This is a genomic window from Streptomyces sp. NPDC033966 (assembly GCF_055575955.1).
Map to the genome: position 1 here is coordinate 533,317 of NZ_JBVIRQ010000002.1, position 14,698 is coordinate 548,014.

Annotated in this window: 15 protein-coding genes; 5 read left to right on the forward strand and 10 right to left on the reverse strand. The window is 74.5% G+C overall.

Going from position 1 to position 14,698, the window contains the following annotated elements; genetic code table 11:
* Window positions 1-60: 60 nt before the first annotated feature.
* The 6 genes from ACZ518_RS07870 to ACZ518_RS07895 form a co-directional block, all read right to left on the reverse strand.
* Entirely contained in the window at window positions 61-924 is an 864-nt protein-coding gene (locus ACZ518_RS07870) for a tyrosinase family protein (RefSeq protein ID WP_469112128.1), read from the reverse strand.
* Window positions 925-950: 26 nt separating this feature from the next.
* A complete protein-coding gene (locus tag ACZ518_RS07875; RefSeq protein WP_469112129.1) occupies window positions 951-1,319 on the reverse strand; it encodes a tyrosinase family oxidase copper chaperone in 369 nt (122 codons plus the stop codon).
* A gap of 60 nt (window positions 1,320-1,379) precedes the next feature.
* On the reverse strand, window positions 1,380-1,982 hold the full coding sequence (locus tag ACZ518_RS07880; RefSeq protein WP_469112130.1) for a GNAT family N-acetyltransferase: 603 nt from the start codon (window positions 1,980-1,982) through the stop codon (window positions 1,380-1,382).
* Window positions 1,983-2,088: 106 nt separating this feature from the next.
* A complete protein-coding gene (locus ACZ518_RS07885) occupies window positions 2,089-3,246 on the reverse strand; it encodes an acyl-CoA dehydrogenase family protein (protein WP_469112131.1) in 1,158 nt (385 codons plus the stop codon).
* On the reverse strand, window positions 3,243-4,433 hold the full coding sequence (locus ACZ518_RS07890; protein WP_469112132.1) for an acyl-CoA dehydrogenase family protein: 1,191 nt from the start codon (window positions 4,431-4,433) through the stop codon (window positions 3,243-3,245). The genes ACZ518_RS07885 and ACZ518_RS07890 overlap by 4 nt, the downstream gene beginning before the upstream one ends.
* Window positions 4,430-5,407 carry an NADPH:quinone oxidoreductase family protein gene (locus ACZ518_RS07895; RefSeq protein WP_469112133.1) on the reverse strand — a complete coding sequence of 326 codons (978 nt, stop codon included), beginning with the start codon at window positions 5,405-5,407 and terminating at the stop codon, window positions 4,430-4,432. Before ACZ518_RS07895 ends, ACZ518_RS07890 begins: the two co-directional genes overlap by 4 nt.
* A gap of 298 nt (window positions 5,408-5,705) precedes the next feature.
* Between ACZ518_RS07895 and ACZ518_RS07900 the strand changes: the two genes are divergently transcribed.
* The 3 genes from ACZ518_RS07900 to ACZ518_RS07910 all read left to right on the forward strand — a co-directional run bounded on the left by ACZ518_RS07900 (window position 5,706) and on the right by ACZ518_RS07910 (window position 8,560).
* Window positions 5,706-6,839, forward strand: coding sequence for a hypothetical protein (locus ACZ518_RS07900; protein ID WP_469112134.1), 1,134 nt, complete (start codon window positions 5,706-5,708; stop codon window positions 6,837-6,839).
* Between the two features lie 77 nt (window positions 6,840-6,916).
* A complete protein-coding gene (locus tag ACZ518_RS07905) occupies window positions 6,917-7,816 on the forward strand; it encodes an SDR family oxidoreductase (protein ID WP_469112135.1) in 900 nt (299 codons plus the stop codon).
* Between the two features lie 57 nt (window positions 7,817-7,873).
* Window positions 7,874-8,560, forward strand: a complete 687-nt coding sequence (locus ACZ518_RS07910; protein ID WP_469112136.1) for an SMI1/KNR4 family protein — start codon at window positions 7,874-7,876, stop codon at window positions 8,558-8,560.
* Here the strand turns inward: ACZ518_RS07910 and ACZ518_RS07915 are convergent.
* The 4 genes from ACZ518_RS07915 to ACZ518_RS07930 all read right to left on the reverse strand — a co-directional run bounded on the left by ACZ518_RS07915 (window position 8,512) and on the right by ACZ518_RS07930 (window position 12,504).
* Window positions 8,512-9,366 carry an enoyl-CoA hydratase/isomerase family protein gene (locus tag ACZ518_RS07915; protein WP_469112137.1) on the reverse strand — a complete coding sequence of 285 codons (855 nt, stop codon included), beginning with the start codon at window positions 9,364-9,366 and terminating at the stop codon, window positions 8,512-8,514. The two genes, ACZ518_RS07910 and ACZ518_RS07915, sit on opposite strands and share 49 nt — an antisense overlap.
* A 33-nt stretch (window positions 9,367-9,399) precedes the next feature.
* Window positions 9,400-10,164, reverse strand: coding sequence for a PIG-L deacetylase family protein (locus ACZ518_RS07920; RefSeq protein WP_469112138.1), 765 nt, complete (start codon window positions 10,162-10,164; stop codon window positions 9,400-9,402).
* A gap of 188 nt (window positions 10,165-10,352) precedes the next feature.
* Window positions 10,353-11,438: an S-(hydroxymethyl)mycothiol dehydrogenase gene (locus ACZ518_RS07925; protein WP_469112139.1), complete on the reverse strand. Its 1,086-nt coding sequence runs from the start codon at window positions 11,436-11,438 to the stop codon at window positions 10,353-10,355.
* A gap of 112 nt (window positions 11,439-11,550) precedes the next feature.
* A complete protein-coding gene (locus ACZ518_RS07930) occupies window positions 11,551-12,504 on the reverse strand; it encodes a LysR family transcriptional regulator (RefSeq protein ID WP_469112140.1) in 954 nt (317 codons plus the stop codon).
* 71 nt (window positions 12,505-12,575) lie between these two features.
* Here ACZ518_RS07930 and ACZ518_RS07935 point away from each other — a divergent pair, with 71 nt between their 5' ends.
* Both ACZ518_RS07935 and ACZ518_RS07940 read left to right on the forward strand, forming a co-directional pair.
* On the forward strand, window positions 12,576-13,505 hold the full coding sequence (locus ACZ518_RS07935; RefSeq protein ID WP_469112141.1) for a dihydrodipicolinate synthase family protein: 930 nt from the start codon (window positions 12,576-12,578) through the stop codon (window positions 13,503-13,505).
* Window positions 13,506-13,905: 400 nt separating this feature from the next.
* Window positions 13,906-14,682 (forward strand): LysM peptidoglycan-binding domain-containing protein, encoded by a 777-nt coding sequence (locus tag ACZ518_RS07940; protein WP_469112142.1) that lies wholly within the window; start codon window positions 13,906-13,908, stop codon window positions 14,680-14,682.
* Window positions 14,683-14,698 lie beyond the last annotated feature (16 nt).

The following is a 14,698-nucleotide window of genomic DNA, read 5'->3' on the forward strand; positions in this document are numbered from 1 at the left end:
TGCGTGCGTGGGGGCCTTCGCGGGGGCGCGGCCCCCGGTGGAACACGGGGGCCGCCGGGGTCACTCGTAGCGGTAGACGCCCCGGTGTCCCAGCATCTCGCGCGGGGTGACGTCCCACGGGGGCATCGGCTCGTCGAGGGAGATCACCCGGCCGCGCTGGAGGTCGCCCAGCTCCAGGGGGGCCGCCGGCAGGTAGCCGGAGCCGGGGTGGCGCTGCTGCCAGCGGTCCCACAGCAGGTCCACGAAGGCGTGGTGCAGCCAGAAGGCCGGGTCGTTGGGGGCGGTGCCGCCGGTCATGTGGCCGCCGATCCACTGGTGGACCTTGTTGTGGTTGCGCCAGCGCTCGCTCCTGGGCGCGGCCCAGCCCTCCAGCTTGTTGCGGAAACCGCCCTCGCGGGCGGTGGAGTCCCAGGGCGCGGAGTCGTAGACGGGGTCGTCGATGGCCCATTGGAGTTCGGCGGCGGTCGGCAGGGAGATCGGGTTGGCCGGCCGGCCGAGGTTGCGGGTCAGGAAGCGGGCCTCGCTGACCCCGACGGTGATGGTCCAGTTGCCCCGCTCGTAGGCGAAGGGGCCCGTGGTCACCTGGCGGTCCCCCTCCCGGCCGGTGCCGCCGAGGAAGTCCTCGGCCCAGAGGGACGAGGCGGGGCTGCTGTCGGTGGTCCAGTCCCAGTACGGGATGGAGACCCGCGGGTCGACGGCCCTGAGCCGCTGCTCGAACTCCAGCAGGTAGCGGCGGTGCCAGGGGAAGAACGACGGGGACATGTGCCCGACGCGCCGCTTCCGCTCCCGGTCGGGCACGAAGTAGGTGCCGTGGGTGCGGACGAACTCGTCGTAGGTGCCGTTGCGCTTGAGTTCCAGCAGGGCGGCCGTGAACCGCTTCTTCTGGGCGCTGGTCAGGTTCTTCTGGTTCTGCCTCGTGTACAACGCGGGGCTCCTCCCGTTCCCGTCCGTCAGCCGTGGTGGGGTGCCGCGAGGGCCAGCTGGCTGGTGCCGAGTTCGTCGACGGCCGCGCGGGCGAGCTCCAGCGGGGTCTCGTAGGACTGGAAGTGGTTGACCCCGCTGAGGTAGCTCCCGTCGGCACGGCGCATGACGTGCAGGGGCCGGCCGTCGATGCGGACCTGCGCGGAGGCCAGGTCGACACTGATGTGGCGGCCCCGGTACGTCTCCTCGGCGAGCGGGGCCGGGGTGAGGGTCTGGCGGGGGCCCCGGGCGCGCAGCACGGGCGCCAGGGCCGCGGCCACGCCGCCCGCCACGGCCGCGCCGAAGGCCGTACGCAGGACCGCGCGGCGGGTCAGTGGGGCGGCGGGTGCTGCGTACATACGTTCTCCCTCGCTCGGCGGTCGGCGTCCACCGGTCCAACGAGGAGCGGCCGTCGGAGGTCACCTGTCACCCGGTGCTCTGGGGGTGACAGGTGTCTCGGGGTGGCCGGGGTGGCCGGGGTGCTCGGGGTGGCCGGCGTGCTTCGGGTGCTTGTAGAAGAGGGTGGTCGGGCGCAGCTCGCCGGCCGGGTCGGTGGCGTAGTCGGGGATGGTGCCCGCCTCGGTCCAGCCGGCGGAGCGGTAGACGTGCTCGGCGCCGCTGCCGGTCTCGGTGTCGAGGAAGAGCAGGACGATCCCGGCGAGGGTGGCTTCGCGTTCGGCCTCGGCCAGCAGCGCGCGGGCGGTGCCGCGGCCCCGGGCGGCGGGGTGGACCATGAGCTTGCGCAGCTCGGCGCGGTGGCGGCCGTTGGGCTTGGACTCCCGGTACCAGCTGACGGTGCCCTCCAGGCGGCCGTCCGCGCCGCGGGCGGCCCAGAGCGCGAGGGAGCCCTCCTCGACGGCGGGCAGCAGGGTGTCCCACCAGGCGGCAGCGTCCTCGTGGTCCAGGCCGGCCAGGAAGCCGAGGGAGGCCCCGCCGTCGACGATGTCGACGAGCAGGGAGGCGAGTTCGCCGCGGTGGGCGCTGAGGGCGGCGGCGGTGATCCGGCTGATCGTTGTCGTCATGCGGTGAGGATAGGAACCGGCCGGCGGCGCACCGGATCCGGGGCGGGGCGTCGGGGCGGGGGCGCCGAGGCGGGGGCGCCGGGTGGAGGCGCCCCCGCCCGTCGGGTCAGGGCGCCGGGAGTTCCGCGAAGTCGGCCACCAGGCCGCGGTGGTGGCCGGCGGTGCCCAGGGCGAGGGAGTCCGCCTTGGCGCGCTTGAGGTAGAGGTGCGCGGGGTGTTCCCAGGTCATGCCGATGCCGCCGTGGAGCTGGACGCACTCCTCGGCCGCGCGGACGGCGACCCCGGAGCAGTACGCCTGGGCGACGGCGACCGTGAGCGGGGCGTCCGGGGCGCCGGTGGCCAGCGCGTCGGCGGCGGCGCGGGCGGCCGCCCGGGCGGAGGCCACGTCCAGCCACAGCCGTGCGAGGCGGTGCTTGAGGGCCTGGAAGGAGCCGACGGGGCGGTTGAACTGGTGGCGGCCCCGTACGTGCGCGACGGTCTCGGTCAGGCACCACTCGGCGAGCCCGAGCTGTTCCGAGGCCAGCAGTCCGGCGCCGGACAGCAGGGCTCCGGCGACGGCCGCCCGCGCGCTGGCGGGGTCCGCGAGGCGGGTGGCGGCGGTGCCGTCGAGGGTGACGTCGGCGAGCGGCCGGGTCAGGTCCAGGGGGACCCGGGGGGTGAGGGCGGCGCGGTCCGCGGGGACGGCGTAGAGCCCGGTGTCGGCCAGGACCAGCAGCACGTCCGCGGCCACCGCGTCCGCGACGGAGGTGACGGTGCCGCTCAGCGCCCCGGCACCGCTGTCGTGGACCGGCGCCGGCAGGGGCGCGCCGGGGGCCAGGGTGAGGGGGAGGGCGGGGACGCAGACCAGCCGGCCGGACGCGGCCTCCCCGACCAGGGCGGCGGCTTCGGCGTTGTCGCAGGCGACGGCGAGCAGGATCTCGGTCGCGAGGACGGAGCCCGTCAGGTACGGCACCGGTGCGACGGCCCGGCCCAGCTCCTCCAGGACGACGGCGGCCTCGCGGTGGCTCGCGCCCGCTCCGCCGAGCTTCTCGGGGACGAGCAGCCCGGCGGCGCCGATGCCGGCGGCGAGGGTGCGCCACAGCGCGGGGTCGTGGGGCCGGCCGGTCTCGGCCCGGGCGAGGACGCCGGCGGGGGCGCAGCGGTCGGCGAGCAGGGAGCGTACGGCGGCGCGCAGCTCCTCCTCGGTCTGCGAGTAGAGCAGGTCGTAGGGGGCGCTGGAGGCCGCCGGGCCGGGCTGCGGCGCCGGTGCGGACTGCGTCGTCATCGGGAGAGGTCCTTCCAGGCGGTGTCCTTGTCGTCGCGCGGTTCGGCGGGCAGGCCGAGGACGCGTTCGGCGACGATGTTGAGGAGGATCTCGCTGGTGCCGCCCTCGATGCTGTTGCCCTTGGCGCGCAGGTAGCGGTAACCGGCGTCGCGGCCGGTGAAGTCGACGATCTCGGGGCGGCGCATGGTCCAGTCCTCGTACAGGAGGCCCTCCTCGCCGAGGAGTTCCACCTCCAGGCCGCTGATCTCCTGGTTGAGGCGGGCGAAGGTGAGCTTCATGCCGCTGCCCTCCGGGCCGGGCTGGCCGGCGGCGAGCTGCTGGCGCAGCCGTTCGCCGGTGAGGCGGGCCACTTCGGACTCCACCCACAGTTCGAGCAGCCGCTGGTGCAGGGCGTGCGTGCGCAGGGCGGGGCGTTCGCGCCAGGCCGCCGCGACGGGGGCGATCATGCCGCCTTCGCGCGGGATCCGCATGCCGCCGATGGAGACGCGTTCGTTCATCAGGGTGGTGCGGGCGACGGCCCAGCCCTGGCCGACGGCGCCGAGGCGGTGGGTGTCGGGGATGCGGACGCCGGTGAGGAAGACCTCGTTGAACTCGGCCTCGCCGGTGATCTGGCGCAGCGGGCGGACCTCGACGCCGGGGGCGTGCATGTCGCACAGGAAGTAGGTGATGCCCTGGTGCTTGGGGAGGTCGGGGTCGGTGCGGGCGAGGAGGATGGCCCAGCGGGCGGTGTGGGCGCTGGAGGTCCACACCTTCTGGCCGTCGACCACCCATTCGCCGGCCGCCTCGTCGAGGACGGCGCGGGTGCCGAGGGCGGCGAGGTCGGAGCCGGCCCCGGGTTCGCTGAAGAGCTGGCACCAGACCTCCTCCCCCAGCCAGAGGGGGCGCAGGAAGCGGGCCTTCTGCTCCTCGGTGCCGTAGGCGAGGATCGTGGGCGCGGCCATGCCGAGGCCGATGCCGATCCGGCGGGGGTCGTTGCCGGGGGCTCCGGCGGCCTCCAGTTCGGCGTCCACGGCGGCCTGGAGGGTGCGGGGCGCGCCCAGTCCGCCGAGTCCCTCGGGGTAGTGGACCCAGGCGAGTCCGGCGTCGAAGCGGGCGCGCAGGAAGTCGGCGGGGGCGGTGTCTGCGGGCGGGTGGGCGGCGAGGAGGGCGCGGGTGCGGGCGAGGAGGTCCTCGGCGTCGGTGGTCATCGGGCGGCTCCCGGGTCCTGGGACGGTACGACGACCAGCCGGCCGGTGGTGGTGCCGTCGGCGAGGCGCTGGACGGCGTCGGCGGCCCCGGTGAGCGGGACGCGTTCGCTGACGAGGGGTTTGACGGCGCCTTCGGCGGCGAGGCGGGTGAGTTCGGTGTGGCAGGCGAGGACGGCGGCGGGGTCCTTGGCGGCGTACAGGCCCCAGTGCAGGCCGAGGACGGCGTAGTTCTTGACGAGGGCGTGGTTGAGGGCGGGGGCGGGGATCGTGCCGCCGGCGAAGCCGACGACGACGATGCGGCCCTCGAAGGCCGCGCACTTGGCGGAAGCGGTGTAGGCGTCGCCGCCGACGGGATCGTAGGCGACGTCGGCGCCGTGTCCGCCGGTGAACTCCTTGACGCGGGTGACGACGTCCTCGGTGGTGCGGTCGATGACGAGGTCGCAGCCGAGTTCCTCGGCGGTGCGGGCCTTGGCCTTGCCGCCGACGACCCCGATGACGGTGGCTCCGGCGGCCTTGCCGAGCTGGACGGCGGCGCTGCCGACCCCGCCGGCGGCGGCGTGCACGAGCAGGGTCTCGCCGCGCTGGAGGCGGGCCCTGCGGTGGAGGCCGAACCAGCCGGTCTGGTAGCCGATGTGCAGGGCGGCGGCCTCGGCGTCGTCCAGGGTGTCGGGGGCGGGGAGCAGGGCGCGGGCCGGGGCGGTGACGTACTCGGCGAATCCGCCGTGGGGCAGGCTCGGGTTGGCGATGACGCGCCGGCCGTCCTCGGTCAGGCCGCAGATCTCGACGCCCGGGGTGAAGGGCAGGGGCGGGCGGATCTGGTACTGGCCGCGGACGAGGAGCGCGTCGGGGAAGTTGACGTTCGCCGCGAGCACGCGGAGTTTCACCTCGCCCTCGCCGGGCACCGGTTCGGGGACCTCTTCGAGGCGCATGGCCTCGCGGGGTTCGCCGGTCGTGTGTACTCGCCATGCCTGCATCCGGGGCCTCCAGCCGCCGTCGAGGGACCACGCTCGGCGGCATACTAAGCGGTCGCTTGCCCCCTTGGGAACCCTCGTCCACGCCATCCCCTCCGCGCGGGCTCCTGCCCCGCCCCGGGCCCGCCCACCCCCTCCGGAAATCGGACGAACGAACCACAGGTGAACACCAGCACCTGGAGATAGCATCAACAGGCCGCTTGCACAGGGCATATGACGCACCAGGGGATTCCGCGCGCCCGGAGCCGACCGCTCCGGGCGCGCGTCTGCGCCACGCACACACCACAGGGGGAACCGGAAGATGAACAGCACACGCATGCGCACGCGCACGCGCCGGGCCGGCTCGGCGGCCGCCGCAGCCCTCGTCCTGGCCGGGATCGTCACCGCCGCCGGACCGGCCGCGGCCGCCCCGGCCTGCACGCCCCGGATCCAGGTCCTGGGCTCCATCGGGACCGGCGGCTACAGCGCGGGCCACGAACAGACCGAGGGGGTCCTCGACCTCGGCACGGGCAACCTGTCCGTCGGCCTCTCCGGAGGCAAGCCCGTCTACTGGACCGGCACGCGGCTCCGCAAGGTCCCGGTGCCCGACACGAACCTCTCGGGCGCGGTGCTCGCCGTGAACAAGGGCGGCCTGATGGTGGGCGCCGTCCGCGGCGCCGACGGCTACCTCTTCACCTACCGGGCGGGCGACGCCGCGGTCACCCGGCTGCCGGGCAGCGACTGGATGTCCGAGGAGGCCGACGTCAACGACGCCGGCTTCGTCGTCTCGCGGACCCGGACGGGGCTGGGCAGCGTGTGGAAGGACGGCCTGAAGGTCCGCGACCTCGCCGTGCCCGCCGACGCGGCGCCCGGCACCCGCGTCGAGCTGGTCACCGGCATCAACAGCAAGGGCGACGTCATCGGCATGGCGCGCGAGGACTACGAGGTCCCCGAGACCGGCGCCCGTCTGGAGGGGAGCTACCCGGTCCTCTGGCCCGCCGACGGCGGCCCGGCGAAGGCCCTGGCCCGCACCTCCAACGACAGCTGGGTGCAGGACATCGACGAGAGCGGCCGGGTCGTCGGCTACGACTGGTACGGCATGGGCTACCAGTTCCGGCCGGTGACCTGGACCCCGCCGTACTCCGGGCCCGTCGGCGCCCCCGCGGCGCTGAAGACCCACCCGTACGGCACCTTCGAGGCGATCGGCCCGACGAACAACATCTCCGTCGGCACCGCCAAGTTCCACCCGGACACCCAGACCCTCCCCGACCAGGCGCAGCTGTGGACGGGCACCGGGCCGGTGCTCGCCCTGCCCCGGCTCGCCGCGAACCAGGCCAGCGCCGCCTCGTCGGTCGCCGACGACGGCCGGGTCGGCGGCGCGGCCGTCAACGCGGGCGGCACGCTGAAGCCGGTGATCTGGACCTGCGCGGCCAAGCAGGCGTACCTGCCGAAGTAGCGGCCGGGGCAGCGCCCGGAGCGGCGGGCGCCGTCACGGGCATGGCGATCTGCGCGCCGGCGCGCTATCGATGCCCCATGACGGACGAGACCAGGCGCGGCCTGCCCGCGCCCCCTCCGCTCGGCGCCGCCGCCCTGCCCCCCGGCACGTACGCGGGGCAGGTGGTCCTGGTGACCGGCGGCGGCACCGGGCTGGGCAAGGCCATCGCCACCGAGTTCGCGCGGCTCGGCGCCGACCTGCTGATCGCGGGGCGCCGCGCCGGACAGCTGGAGGCGGCGTGCGGGGAACTGGCGGCCGTGCCCGGCGCGGGCCGGGTCGCGGCCGCGGTCTGCGACATCCGGGACCCCGATCGGGTCGCGGGGGTCTTCGACGCCGCCGGGGCCGCGCTGGGACTGCCGGACGTGCTGGTCAACAACGCCGCGGCGAACTTCCCCAGCCCCGCCGAGGACCTGTCCCCCAACGCCTGGCGGGCGGTGGTCGACACCACCCTGACCGGGACCTGGTTCATGACCCGCGAGTTCGGCCGGCGCCACCTCGCCGCCGGCAGCCCGGGGGCGATCGTCAGCGTCGGCGCCTCGTACGCCTGGACCGGCGGCCCGGGCTTCGCCCACAGCGCCGCCGCCAAGGCCGGGGTGAAGAACCTGGTGGAGACCCTCGCCGTGGAGTGGGGCCCGTACGGCATCCGCGTCAACGGGCTGGTACCCGGGCTGTTCCCGCACGCCGACATGACGGAGGACATCCGGGGCGGGCTGGAGCGCGCCGCCCCGGACTCCAAGGACTCCCGGCAGCCCGCCCTGCGGGTGGGCGCCCCGCGCGAACTGGGCTGGGCCGCCACCTTCCTGGCCTCGCCCTACGCCCGTTTCGTCACCGGCCACACGCTGGTGGTCGACGGGGCGAACTGGCAGCGCCGGTCCCTGGTCCAGCCGGAAGTGGTGCCGGTGCGCGAGCAGCTGGGACGCGGGCCGTTCCACCCGTGAGCGGGTGCGGGAAGGGCTGCTGAGGCGTTGTCAGTGGCGTACGGCACCATCGGGGGCATGAAGACCGACGACTGGGAACCCTTCCTCCGTACCTGGAGCGCCGAGCGGGAGACGGCCATGCGCGCCGAGGCCCCCTCGGAGCCTCCCCTGGGCTGGCTGGGCTTCGACCCCGCCCCGCCGGAGCGGATAGCCGCGCTCGAAGCCAGGCTGGGGGTTCCGCTGCCGCCGTCGTACCGCTCCTTCCTGGAGGTCACCGACGGCTGGCGGTGGGCCGGGGAGTTCGTGGAGCTGCTCGCCCCGGCGGCGGAGGTGGGTCCGCTGCGGGAGCTGACGGACTACCTCTACGAGATGCTCAGCGAGTGGGAGCAGGAGGACCTCGACGAGGACGAAGACGGGGACGAGGACTTCGACGAGGAGGACGGGAACGGCGACGGGGACGGGGACGAGGACGGGGACGAGGACGAGCCGTACGAGTCCGCGCGGTGGGGCCGGGCGGTCCAGATCTCCCTGGTGGGGGACCAGACCTGGCTGATCCTCGACCCCGGTGACGTCAACGCCGACGGCGAATGGGCGGCGTACCGGTTCTCCAGCTGGAGCGGCAGCGGGCCCGTGCGGCACGAGTCCTTCGCCGACCTGATGTACGCGGAGTTCCAGGGCTTCCACGACCTGCACAAGCCCGGCTGCGAGGCCGGTGCTCACGCTCCCCTGAAGTGCGGGGGCCGGCGGGCGCCTTTGGCCCCGTAGCCCTCCGCGGCGTCCTCGGAGGTGAGGGTGAGGGCCGCCGTCATGGCGACCCGGTCCAGGGCGGCGGGCAGGGCGGCGTCGGCGTAGGCGTCGATCGAGCGCTTGATGCCCTGGACGGCGAGCGGGGCGTTCGCCGCGATCTCGGCGGTCAGGGCGCGGGCCTCGGCGTCCAGACCGGCCGGGGGGACGACCAGTTGCACCAGGCCCAGCCGCTCGGCGGTGGCCGCGTCGATCCTGCGGCCGGTCAGGGCGAGGAACTTGGCCCAGCCCGCGCCGGCCTCCCGGGCGATGCGCAGGTCGCCTCCCGCGTCCACCGCCACGCCCAGCTGGGCCTCGGGCAGGGCGAAGACGGCGTCGGCGGCGGCGATCCGGATGTCGGCCATCAGGGCCAGTTCGAAGCCGAAGCCCAGGCAGTAGCCCTGGACGGCGGCGACCACCGGCTGCGGCAGGCGGGCGAGGACCGAGAAGCGCTCGTGGGCCCAGCGGATGCCCTCGTAGTAGTTCCGGGTCCGTTCCGCGGCGGAGGCGCCCGTGATGGCGCCGCCGGGGGCGGTCACGTCGATGCCCGCGCAGAAGGCCCGGCCCTGTGCGCGCAGCAGGACCGCGCGCACGTCCGGGTCGAAGCGGATCCGGTCGGCGAGCAGGCCCAGCTGGCGGGTGGACTCCCAGCTCCAGCCGTTGAGCTTGTCGGGACGGCAGAGGGTGAGGAGCGCGATGCCGTCCTCGACGTCCAGCCGGATGCGCTCCGCGCCCTCGTCCACCTCTCTGCCGACCGTGTCGATCACCGTGTACCGCACCCCCGACATCAGCTGATGGAGCGTCAGCTTAGGGGGGTCCGGTCAGCGGGGGAAGACCTCGAACGGCACCGCCGGACGGCCGCCGAAGCGGGCCGCGGCCTGCTGGACGTTGCCTGTGAGGAAGGTGCGTACGTACTCCTCGGGGTCCTGGTCGGTCAGCGCGGAGATGTACGCCTTGTGCTCCAGCAGGGACCGGATCGCGCGCTCCAGGCCGGGCCCGGCGTCGACGGCGTGGGTGGGCGTGACGGTGTTCGCCACCGCGACCCAGCGCACCCCGTCCCACGGCTCCAGGCCCTGCTCGGAGACGAGTTCGGGGAAGATCCACCGGTTGCCCGCGTCGGCGGCGGCGTCCAGCACGGCCCGGCCGACGGCCTTGTGGTCGGGGGTGTTCCAGTACCCGCCGCCGCCCGCCCCGCCCCAGGTGTCACGGTGGTTGAGGGTGATCACCAGCTCGGGGCGGTGCCGCCGGATGGCCGCCGCGATGTCCCGGCGCAGGCCGAGCCCGTACTCGACGACCCCGTCGCGGTGGTCGAGGAACTCCACCGTGGAGACCCCGACGACCGCCGCGCTCGCGCGCTGCTCGGCCTCGCGCAGCGGGCCGCACTCCTCCGGGGCGACCCCGTCGATGCCCGCCTCGCCGCGCGTGGCGAGGAGGTAGGCGACCTCGCGGCCGCCGTCCGTCCACTCGGCGATGGCGGCGGCGCAGCCGTACTCCAGGTCGTCGGGGTGCGCGACCACCGCGAGGGCGCGCCGCCAGTCGGCGGGCATGGGCTGCAAGGGCGGCTGCTGCTCAGCTTGTTCGGTCATAGCCGCACAATAGGCGACGTCCCCCTACTGGGCCTGCACGGAGAACGCCTCGGCCGCGGGCACACCTGACGTTCCACTTCCCGTTCGCGGGCCCGCCCGGGCAGGCGGGCCACGCGGCCGGGCCGCCTGCCGCCCGGCGCCCGGGCCGGTCTTCGCGAGCGGCCGGCCCGGGCGCACGGGTCAGCGGCTCAGAAGCCGACCACCGAGCGGAGCACCTCGCCGCGCTCCATGCGGGCGAAGGACGCCTCGACCCCGTCGAGCGGGATGGTCTCGGAGACGAACGCGTCGAGGTCGAGCCGGCCCTGGAGGTAGAGGTCGATCAGGAGCGGGAAGTCGCGCTCGGGCAGGCAGTCCCCGTACCAGGAGGACTTGAGCGCGCCGCCGCGCCCGAAGACGTCCAGGAGCGGGAGTTCGAGCTGCATCTCGGGCGTCGGTACGCCGACCAGGACCACGGTGCCGGCCAGGTCGCGGGCGTAGAAGGCCTGGCGGTAGGTCTCGGGGCGGCCGACGGCCTCGATGACCACGTCCGCGCCGTTCCCGCCGGTCAGCTCCTGGATCGCCTTGACCACGTCCTCCGTGCGCCCGTTGACGGTGTGGGTGGCGCCGAGGCCGCGCGCCCACTCCAGCTTCCGCTCGTCCAGGTCCACGGCGATGATCCGCGAGGCGCCGGCCAGCCGGGCGCCGGCGACGGCCGCGTTGCCGACTCCCCCGCAGCCGATGACGGCGACCGAGTCGCCGCGCCCGACGTTGCCGGTGTTCAGGGCGGCGCCCAGGCCCGCCATCACGCCGCAGCCGAGCAGTCCGGCGGCGGCCGGGGAGGCGGCGGGGTCCACCTTGGTGCACTGTCCGGCGGCGACGAGGGTCTTCTCGGCGAAGGCACCGATGCCCAGCGCCGGGGAGAGCGGGGTGCCGTCCTCCAGGGTCATGGGCTGGGTGGCGTTGTGGGTGTTGAAGCAGTACCAGGGCCGGCCGCGCTTGCAGGCCCGGCAGGTGCCGCACACCGCACGCCAGTTGAGGACCACGAAGTCGCCGGGGGCGACGGAGGTGACGTCGGGGCCGACGGACTCGACGACGCCCGCGGCCTCGTGGCCGAGGAGGAAGGGGAACTCGTCGTTGATGCCGCCCTCGCGGTAGTGCAGGTCGGTGTGACAGACCCCGCAGGCCTGGACCTTGACGAGGGCTTCGCCGGGCCCCGGGTCGGGCACGAGGATCGTGGTCGTCTCCACCGGTGCGCCCTTGCTGCGCGCGATGACCCCTCGTACGCGATGTGTCACGTCGTACCCCGTTCTGTTCGGATCGGTCGGATCGGTCGGATCGGTCGGATCGGTCTGGATCATCGAACGTACACGGGCACGGGTCCCCAAGGGAGTTGTGCGGGCCTTCGCGTCACCCGCCGCCTCCGGTTCCGGCCAGATCCGGTGGTACGGAGGCGCTCAGCGCCGCGGCGAAGGCGGCCACGGCGGGGTGGGCGGAGGCGCCGCTGCGGAAGGCGACCTTGGTGCGGCGTTCCATGTGCAGGCGGGTGAGGGCCACGGCGGGGTCCGGGGGGCCGGTCACTCCCAGCTGGGGGACGACGGCCACCCCCTGCCCGGCCGCGACCAGCGCGAGGACGGTGTCGAACTCGTCGACCTGGTGCCGGATCCGGGGGGTGAACCCGGCCGCCTGGCAGGCCCGTACGGTCATGGCGTGGCAGAGGGTGCCGGGGGTGGCGGTGATCCACGGCTCGTCCTGGTGCGTACGCAGGACCGCGCCCTGGTCGGAGCCGGCGCCCGGGGGCGGTCCGGCGGGGGCGGCGGGGCCGGCCCCCGGGTGCGGGGCGGCCAGGTACATCGCCTCCCCGTACAGCGGCCGGGTGGCGAGCCCGGGCTCCGGCGGCGCGGGGACGAAGTCGTACTCGTGGACCAGGGCGACGTCCAGCTCCCCGGCCCGCAGCGCGTGCGCGACCGCCGCCGGGTCGGTCTCGCGGACCCTCGGCTCCAGCCCCGGGTGGAGCCGGGCCAGGTGGACCAGGGCCGCCGGGACGATGGCCCGGGTGGCGGTGGGGAATGAGCCGACGCGCAGCACTCCGGCGAGGCCGCTGCGGGCCTCCGCGAGGTCGGCGTCGGCCTGCTCCAGCCGTTCCAGGACGGCCTCGGCGTGGCGTACGAGGTTCTGGGCGGCCGGGGTGAGGCGGACGCGGCGGCCGGTGCGTTCCAGCAGCGGCAGGCCGGCCTCGCGTTCGAGGACGGCGAGCTGCTGGGAGACGGCGGAGGGGCTGAAGGCGAGGGCCTCGGCCACGGCGGCGATGGTGCCCCGGCGGGCGAGTTCCCGCAGGAGGCGCAGACGGCGTACGTCGAGCATCAGGTCAGCTTACGGGTCGCGTAAGGAATGCGAACTGGATTCGGCGCTCGGTCCGGGCGAAGCTCTTCTGCATGCGACAGGAAACGGCACCGGCCGGGCAAACAGCTGATAACCCCCATCTCACCCTTGACGGGATCCACGTCCCGCTCGTCACCCCTTTCACGCGCGGCGGGGAGGTCGCCGCCGAGGCGCTGGAGGCCCTCGCCCACGAGGTGCTCGACGCGGGGGCCGCCGGGATCGTGGCCCTCGGCACGACAGGGGAGACCGCCGCGCTGGACGAGGCGGAACGCGACCTGGTCACCGGGATCTGCGCGCGGGTCTGCGGGGAGCGGGGCGCGCCGCTCGCGGTGGGGGCGGGGGCGAGCGGGACCCGGGCGAGCGAAGCGGCGCTGGCGCGGCTGGCGCGGTGGCCCGAGGCCCGGGCGGCGCTGGTGACCGTGCCGTCGTTCGTACGGCCCTCGGCGGCGGGAGTGCTGGCGCATTTCACGCGGCTGGCGGAGGTGAGTCCGCTGCCTCTGATCGTGTATCACATCCCGTACCGGACGGGGCAGCCGCTGGACGCGGACGCGCTGCGGGCGCTGGGGTCGCTGGCCGGGGTGGCCGGGGTGAAGTACGCGGCGGGCGGGATCGACGCGGAGACGGTGGCACTGCTGGGCCGGCTGCCGGACGGGTTCTCGGTCCTGGCCGGGGACGACGCGTACGCGTCCCCGATGCTGGCGCTGGGCGCCTCGGGGGCGGTGCTCGCCTCGGCCCATCTGGCGACGGAGCGGTTCGTGGAGCTCGCGGCGGCCTGGCGGGCCGGCGACGCCGTGCGCGCCCGGGAGCTGGGGCACGGGCTGGCGCGGGTCTCGGCGGCGGCCTTCGCGGAGCCGAACCCGGTGGTGGTCAAGGGTGTGCTGCACGCGCAGGGCCGGATCCCCACCCCGGACGTACGCCTGCCCCTGCTGCCCGCGTCCCGGCGGGCCGTGGACGCCACCCTGGAGGCGCTGACCTCCCTCTGAGGGCCCGGAGCGGGCCCACCCATGCCCGGAATACCCCATTCATCAGCTTTCATCGCTCTCGCGCGGGTCGCCCGAATCGGCAGCATCGGGGCGCCAATTGACCGTATTGCGCGAGGCGGCTTCAAACCTGCTGGACCCGTGATGTGGGTCACGCGGGCCCGAGCAACATCAATTCATCCGGAACGGCTGATTCCCTTTCCCCCGAAAGGAAATCAGCCTTTTCGTGATCCCTATTTCATGGTCATTTAACGGACACCGTCCGAGAAGTCGATCTACGGGTGGAATTCGTGTCTTGTTCCCGCGCCGCGCGCTCGCCTACGGTCACCTCACTCCCCGCGGCCGACTGCCGAATCCGGCCGCCGCCGGGGCTCTCCCGTACCCCCACGTGAGGAACAGCGCCATGCCCCGACACGGTAAGCACCGTCGGCCGAAGCAGCACTGGATCGCCCGGAAGCTGGCGGTCGCCGGCACGGGTGGAGCGGCTCTCGCCCTCCCTCTGATCAGCGCCACGACGGCCGGGGCGACCGGCACCCAGCCGGTTCCGGCATCGCTCGTCAAGGCGGCCGTGGAGAAGGCCGCCGCGCAGAAGCCGGCGGTGGAGAAGGCCGCCGCGGAAAAGGCGTCCGTGGAAAAGGCGACGGCGTCCCTCACCTATTCGGTGGTGGGCGGCGACACCCTTTCGAAGATCGCGTCCCGGCATTCCGTGAGCGGCGGCTGGCAGGCGCTCTACGAGGCCAACCGCAGCGTCATCGGCTCCAACCCCTCGGTGATCCGCCCCGGCCTCAGACTGAGCCTCGGCGCGGCGGCGCGGGCGGCAGCGGCGAAGCCCGCCGCCAAACCGGCCGCCCCCGCGTACGCGAACAACCTCGACGGCTGGATCCGGCAGTCGCTGGACATCATGGCCACGCACGGAATCCCCGGCAGCTACAACGGAATCCACCGCAATGTGATGCGGGAGTCCTCGGGCAATCCCCTCGCCATCAACAACTGGGACTCCAACGCCGCGGCCGGCATCCCCTCCAAGGGCCTGCTCCAGGTCATCGACCCGACCTTCCGCGCCTACCACGTTCCCGGCACGTCCCTGGACTCGTACGACCCGGTCGCGAACATCACGGCGGCCTGCAACTACGCCGCCGCCCGCTACGGCTCGATCGACAACGTCAACGGCGCGTACTAGGCGGCGGCGTCCAGCA

Coding starts and splice junctions, on each gene's coding strand:
- ACZ518_RS07915 (WP_469112137.1), bottom strand. CDS start 9,366: ATGTCGGGGGTGCGGTACACGGTGATCGACACGGTCGGCAGAGAGGTG.
- ACZ518_RS07880 (WP_469112130.1), bottom strand. CDS start 1,982: ATGACGACAACGATCAGCCGGATCACCGCCGCCGCCCTCAGCGCCCAC.
- ACZ518_RS07905 (WP_469112135.1), top strand. CDS start 6,917: ATGACGGACGAGACCAGGCGCGGCCTGCCCGCGCCCCCTCCGCTCGGC.
- ACZ518_RS07890 (WP_469112132.1), bottom strand. CDS start 4,433: ATGACCACCGACGCCGAGGACCTCCTCGCCCGCACCCGCGCCCTCCTC.
- ACZ518_RS07900 (WP_469112134.1), top strand. CDS start 5,706: ATGAACAGCACACGCATGCGCACGCGCACGCGCCGGGCCGGCTCGGCG.
- ACZ518_RS07885 (WP_469112131.1), bottom strand. CDS start 3,246: ATGACGACGCAGTCCGCACCGGCGCCGCAGCCCGGCCCGGCGGCCTCC.
- ACZ518_RS07935 (WP_469112141.1), top strand. CDS start 12,576: ATGCGACAGGAAACGGCACCGGCCGGGCAAACAGCTGATAACCCCCAT.
- ACZ518_RS07930 (WP_469112140.1), bottom strand. CDS start 12,504: ATGCTCGACGTACGCCGTCTGCGCCTCCTGCGGGAACTCGCCCGCCGG.
- ACZ518_RS07920 (WP_469112138.1), bottom strand. CDS start 10,164: ATGACCGAACAAGCTGAGCAGCAGCCGCCCTTGCAGCCCATGCCCGCC.
- ACZ518_RS07910 (WP_469112136.1), top strand. CDS start 7,874: ATGAAGACCGACGACTGGGAACCCTTCCTCCGTACCTGGAGCGCCGAG.
- ACZ518_RS07875 (WP_469112129.1), bottom strand. CDS start 1,319: ATGTACGCAGCACCCGCCGCCCCACTGACCCGCCGCGCGGTCCTGCGT.
- ACZ518_RS07895 (WP_469112133.1), bottom strand. CDS start 5,407: ATGCAGGCATGGCGAGTACACACGACCGGCGAACCCCGCGAGGCCATG.
- ACZ518_RS07940 (WP_469112142.1), top strand. CDS start 13,906: ATGCCCCGACACGGTAAGCACCGTCGGCCGAAGCAGCACTGGATCGCC.